We start from the raw sequence: 4,604 nt of genomic DNA on the forward strand, positions 1-4,604 counted from the left end.
AAGGCGATGAAGAAGCATTAGTCAAGCTGGAATCCTCTCAACTGCCCAATGATACGATGCAGAACGAGTATTATATATCGTTCTTGTTCGACGAATACAAGCAAGAAACGGTTTCGTTTATACTTATTAGTGACTTTGAGTTTGCAATGTTTTCGAAGTAGCATAAATCTTGCAGCAGTTTGTGCATTAAATAACGAAGGCAGCCGATCACATAGATAGGCTGGTTTTCTTTCGGAGCTTCCGATGTGACGCTGTAAACGTTTGTCAATTTCACTGTCGATTCACCGACTGGAATGCCCCACATCGTCTACGACATCACGAGCAAGCCGCTGGCTACGATCGAATGGGAGTAATGAAAGAAACTCCGAAAACCCAATACATTCAAGGGTTTTCGGAGGTCTTTTTTTAGAGTCAACCCTGTGCAGGGCTGGTCTTCATTTCATAGATTTTTTGGAGCATATGGACACACTTCGTCTTCTCGTCATCGTCCTCTATGTGGAGATACCGCTCCACAATCCTGTACCCGAATACGAGAAGGATCAGCTCGTAGACGCAATGATCGGCGATAGGGGATACATCCGCATACTCCGAAAAGCCTTTGTAATACGCCGGGACACATCGCTGGTAGTATTCGACCATGAGATCGATATCCGCTTCATCCGCAATCAGGCTTGCGAGATCCTCGCCCAGGTAGCCCCATCCGGATGTATCCCAGTCGATGAGCGCGATTTTCCCGTCGGCATAGATCAGGTTGGTCACCCAGAAGTCCCGGTGGCATAGCACGAGGGGCAATTTTTCGATGCGGGCGAATATCTCGTCTGCGTGCTCATCGATGTCGATGAGCATTTGCCGCACGTGCTGCGGGAATGCGCACTCCTCCGAGCGTATATAATCGTAGACGACCGGCCATGACCGGTAATGCAGATACGTATTCTTCATGAGATCCGCATGGCTCAGGTTGGTCAGGCTCTGCAGCACGGCGGGCTGCTCCGCATAAAGCTTGCCTTGATAGCGTCCTAACTCCAGCGCGGCCTGTTCATACATGTCACCGGTCAAGTCTAAACCGGTTACGCCATCGATATATTCCAGCCACAGCTGGAATTCATTTTCTTCGGCATTGATCTCGGCGTGATAACATGTCGGCCAGCGGAAGGCATCCGAGAACGTCGCTCCCAAGTCAGACGCATAGAGATCATATTCCCGGCGCCATGAACCCGGATCGCCGTAACGCTCCCATTTCTTCTGGATTTTCAGCACGATACGGTACGGCAATTTTTCGCCATCCGTGGTTTCGGCGATCCCCGTAACCAGGTACACATTTCCCACAGTTCCGCCCTGTAACGACATGGTTTGGCAGTCGGTGGAGATGATATCCGTCTTGAACCGTTGGCTTAAAGTATAGATCAGTGTTTCAAGTTTAATATTCATTTCTTCATTCCTCCATTTTTCTTCGTTTGCTTGCTCCACATGGCGATCGTTTTGTTTCGACCCCTCTTGTCGATGAGGTAGCTCGTTTTATCCTGGCCAATCCTCCACATCGGTAAAGCTTGCGCGTATGCCTTCGTCTGCATCTAAAAGCCCGAGCTCACGCATACCCGGCGTATCGATGACCATCGTACCGGAGGGGAGTATGAACAGCTGACGGTGCGTTGTCGTATGCCGCCCCCGGCTGTCGACCTCCCGGATCGCCTGAACCTTCATTACGTCCTGTTCTATCAACTCATTGAGCAGAGACGATTTACCGACGCCGGACATGCCGAGAAAGACGACTGTTTTACCAGGCATCAAGTAGGGATCGAGTTCGTTCAGCCCCAGGCCTGTATGACTGCAGATCGCGTGAACCGGCACATCAGGGATGCTTTGTGTGACTTCTGCGAGCGGGAGATTATAATCTTCAACGAGATCAGCCTTGGTCAGAATGACGACCGGCTGGCCGCCGCTCTGCCTGGCTTGTGTTAGGTACCGCATGATGCGGGTAACGTTGAAATCCCAATTCAGAGAGGAAAGGATAAATACATAGTCAAAGTTGGTTGCAACGACCTGTTCCCGCACGGTTTTGGCATAGCTGCGGCATGTCCTGAGTAATCCGCGCGTGAGAACTTGGAGCGGCGGGGCAGTACCGAAACGATGAGAGAATCTCCGCTCTCGTTGTAGTGCAGCAAGACAAAATCACCGACGCACGGAAAGTCTACGCGCGTTTCCGCGCTGTGATAGAACGCTCCTTTGAGCACCGCCGTTACTTCGCCGCGCTCGGTTATGACCGTGAAGCGCTCGCGCCGAAGCTCCGTCACCCTGCCGGGCAATAATCCATCGGGAATTGCTTCTATTTCTGTGTAGCCATAGGTTTTCAAATTCATCATGGTTTTTTTGTTAGCTCCTTTAATGTTGTTTTTTGGACGCAAAAATGCCACGGACAAGCAGCCTCTAAAGAAGCTGCTGTCGCGCGGCATCAGGACGCAAAAAAAGATACGACCTTCATCGTATCCTGCAAACAGCAATATTCACGAAAGGTTACTTTGGATGGCATACCAAATAATACGGGCGTTTTCCCGCTTTTTTCGCGTATGCCAGCTATTCAGTTTTAAGACCAAACCACCATATAAGTAGTTGCCATTAAAACACATCTCCCTTCGTGTCAGGAACTTGCTTATCGCTAAGCTTTCTATAAAATAACCTTTTTTGGCAAAAAAATCAATGCCGGACTGCGCAGATTGTGTCGGCCTGCTCCATGAGCGCTTTCTCAAGTTGTTTGACCGCTCCTGACGGTCTTTCAACTCGCCGAGTCGTTCGAAGAACAGGTCGTCATCGACCCCGTTTCCTTCCGTTTTAAGGGGGGTTGGTTTTTTCGGTACATATGATAAGTTTTTTACTGAAAACGCCGTTACGCTAAACTGGCAGATTAGTGCGACTTTCCATTATTTGGTGTCATTTAAGAAGTGAAACGGACGGGACAACGGGTATAGAGTGAAGAGCGAGAAAACTTTTAGGATTTCAAGGCATATTTTGGATGTCGTTTTTGGGTAACATCCAATGTCTCTTATGCGTCCAAGATAGTAACTAGTAATAATTTATGGGGGGAGAAACCAAGTATGAATATGAAAATGCTCATTATGATCGGTACATGCCTGCTTCTTACAGGGGGCAGCGTGTATGCGTCTAACAAATTTCCCGAGCAGACAGCGACAGCGGTGAAATCTGTACCATTTAACCAAGAGTTTGAGAAAGTTGAAAATATAGACATTCAGGAAAGTAAAAGGCTCACGATGGAGAGAATTACGGCTCTTGAAGTCAAAGATTTGACTTTATTAGAAAGCATGTCCGATCTGATCGTACTCGCTGAGAAGGCTGGAGAATCCACAATCAGGAAAGTCGGAGGGAAAGGTGAAATTAATCAAGCTGTAACTTTAATCAAATTGCTGCAAGTATTCAAAGGCGAGGCGGAAGAGGGCCAGGAAATTTCAGTATCAGAGAGCGCTTTTTTCGAGGATGGAAGCATGTTTCGGTCAGTTTCCGGTTATGTTCCGATGGTGAAGGGAGACCATTACACCTTATTTTTGCAGAAGGATGCTTCCGGCATATACGTTCCAGTAGGTGGTTATCAAGGTAAATTCAATCTGAATGATTCGAAATCATCCATCCGCTTTACGTGCGGTACCTTGACCCGGCAAGAAATCATCGATAATGAAGTCCATTTTGCTGGCAAGACGGAACATTTCAATTCTCTCAAAGAGCAGATTGCTGCAAAATATAAACAATAATCAGATACGTCATTATATTAACGGAAAACGATAGTGGAGCAAGCTGCCGCTGTGCAGATGCTCCATTTTTTCACTCAACTAACTGGCAGGATTGCGTAGTTAACTGTTACATAAAAGGAAAATTGTTCATATTGCCGAATAAATAAATATCGATGGTTTTAACGAAATTCACCAAAAGAAATTATAAGAAATTGCCGCAAACAATTACTAAGGAGGCCTTTCACCACTAACCAGGCTGCCGAAATGAAAACCAGATTATTCCCGGGGGGAACCATATTATGAAGATAACGGATGTTCCATTTTGTACAATTGACTGGAGTGAGGTAAGCGCTACTCAACATCCTGGAATTGAAGGTTATGCGTATTGGCGGACATTTGAGATGGGGAACATAAGAGTACGAATGGTAGAATATACTCCTGGTTATATTGCAGACCATTGGTGTAACAGAGGCCACGTTTTGTTAGTACTTGAAGGAGAACTGTATACCGAACTTTCAGACGGAAGAGAATTTAAACTCACGCCAGGAGTCAGTTATCAGGTGGCTGACAATGCAAATCCACATAGATCTTATACGAACACTGGAGCAAAATTATTTATTGTAGACTAACAAGATAAAATGTTCTTCAGCTTTTGTTGAGCTATCGGAGAACTATAGCTTAACAATCACCAGGACGAGGCTGCCGGCATGAACGGCAGCCTCGTTGTGCTAACGGGCAGGTTGGTTGAAGAAGGTATGAATTCATAGTATAGAAAAAGGAGTCTAGCTAATGAATGAATTTTTCAAGGCATTAACATACGTAAATGAGAATTTTTATGAACCTAACCACTTAACGATAAAAACCATC

5 protein-coding genes are annotated in these 4,604 nt (G+C 46.3%); 2 read left to right on the forward strand and 3 right to left on the reverse strand.

Annotated features, from left to right (window positions below):
• Positions 1–411 precede the first annotated feature (411 nt).
• From DFP97_RS29910 to DFP97_RS31840, 3 genes are all read right to left on the reverse strand, one after another.
• Positions 412–1,428, reverse strand: a complete 1,017-nt coding sequence (locus DFP97_RS29910) for an aminoglycoside phosphotransferase family protein (RefSeq protein WP_114384308.1) — start codon at positions 1,426–1,428, stop codon at positions 412–414.
• Between the two features lie 87 nt (positions 1,429–1,515).
• Complete coding sequence (gene rsgA / locus DFP97_RS31835) at positions 1,516–2,052, reverse strand: ribosome small subunit-dependent GTPase A (protein ID WP_245976653.1); 537 nt, start codon at positions 2,050–2,052, stop codon at positions 1,516–1,518.
• Positions 1,995–2,411, reverse strand: a complete 417-nt coding sequence (locus tag DFP97_RS31840) for a ribosome small subunit-dependent GTPase A (RefSeq protein ID WP_245976654.1) — start codon at positions 2,409–2,411, stop codon at positions 1,995–1,997. The genes rsgA and DFP97_RS31840 overlap by 58 nt, the downstream gene beginning before the upstream one ends.
• Before the next feature lie 678 nt (positions 2,412–3,089).
• On the opposite strand from DFP97_RS31840, the gene DFP97_RS29925 reads away from it, so the two are divergent.
• Together DFP97_RS29925 and DFP97_RS29930 are read left to right on the forward strand one after the other, a co-directional pair.
• Positions 3,090–3,758, forward strand: coding sequence for a hypothetical protein (locus DFP97_RS29925; protein ID WP_114384310.1), 669 nt, complete (start codon positions 3,090–3,092; stop codon positions 3,756–3,758).
• A 278-nt stretch (positions 3,759–4,036) separates the two neighbouring features.
• The gene (locus DFP97_RS29930) at positions 4,037–4,366 is read left to right on the forward strand and encodes a DHCW motif cupin fold protein (protein WP_114384311.1); all 330 of its coding nucleotides are present in this window, start codon (positions 4,037–4,039) and stop codon (positions 4,364–4,366) included.
• Positions 4,367–4,604 lie beyond the last annotated feature (238 nt).

Source organism: Paenibacillus prosopidis (genome assembly GCF_003337375.1).
Taxonomy (GTDB): Bacteria; Bacillota; Bacilli; order Paenibacillales; family Paenibacillaceae; genus Pristimantibacillus; species Pristimantibacillus prosopidis.

What these genes read in the sequence shown, in the direction of transcription:
- DFP97_RS29910 (WP_114384308.1), bottom strand. Translation starts at nt 1,428, where the DNA reads ATGAATATTAAACTTGAAACACTGATCTATACTTTAAGCCAACGGTTC.
- DFP97_RS29925 (WP_114384310.1), top strand. Translation starts at nt 3,090, where the DNA reads ATGAATATGAAAATGCTCATTATGATCGGTACATGCCTGCTTCTTACA.
- DFP97_RS29930 (WP_114384311.1), top strand. Translation starts at nt 4,037, where the DNA reads ATGAAGATAACGGATGTTCCATTTTGTACAATTGACTGGAGTGAGGTA.